This window comes from Halobellus sp. Atlit-38R, from assembly GCF_003665925.1.
Lineage (GTDB): Archaea > Halobacteriota > Halobacteria > Halobacteriales > Haloferacaceae > Haloquadratum > Haloquadratum inordinatus.
Genome location: NZ_QXIJ01000074.1, coordinates 1 through 752 on the forward strand (window position 1 = coordinate 1; position 752 = coordinate 752).

Genomic DNA, 752 nt, shown 5'->3' on the forward strand with positions numbered 1-752 from the left:
TCAGGTTCTTTGAATTTTTTCTCACCAGCAGGTGTTCGATAATACAAAGCAAAATACTCGAACTCTGGCTTTTGGTCGTTTCTCTGCAGCGATTCCTTTACGTCGCTCTTATGCCCATTAGAGCAAGTGAATTTCCCATATCCATATGTTCCTTCACTCGGGTCAAACTCTTCACCACAACTGCTACATGTCTCCGTCTCACCTATCTCATGGTCTAAGTACTCAATGCGGTTCTCGCAATCTTCATTCTTGCAGTAAATTACAGCTGGCGATGTCTTCTTCTTTTTACCCAGTTCATATCGAGGGAACAGTTGAACGGAATCTTCGCAAGAGAGACACTTTACTTTCTGCGTTTGGAGAGAATAGAGTATTTCACACTCTTTCCCAGTATCTGGGTCTTTTGTAGTATAGTACTCATCAAGTTCATCACGGACATCATCAAGAACCCGCTCAAATCTATCTCGGAGTGTATTCAAATCAACCTCATCAATCGATTTTTTTGCTGTCCACCAAGCAACAGGATTCAGCTCGTAACCGATTGTTTGTGCTCCCACACGATTCAATTCGAATAAAGTAGTGCCTCCACCAACGAATGGGTCAAGAACTGTTTTAGCACTGAATTTTTCTTGCTGGTCTTCAAAAAATAGGCCATCGAAAGAGCCTGAACTGGTTTCTCTGAGAATATCTTCAGCCTGAACACTATCGTCGGTAAGCGTCGCTAATCCCAGTGCTCGAAAAGTCGTCCCGGGCCT

General features: G+C 43.4%; 1 pseudogene. It reads right to left on the reverse strand.

Features of this window, described 5'->3' with window-relative positions:
* Nucleotides 1–752, reverse strand: a pseudogene (locus D3D02_RS20750) (hypothetical protein); the annotation flags it as partial.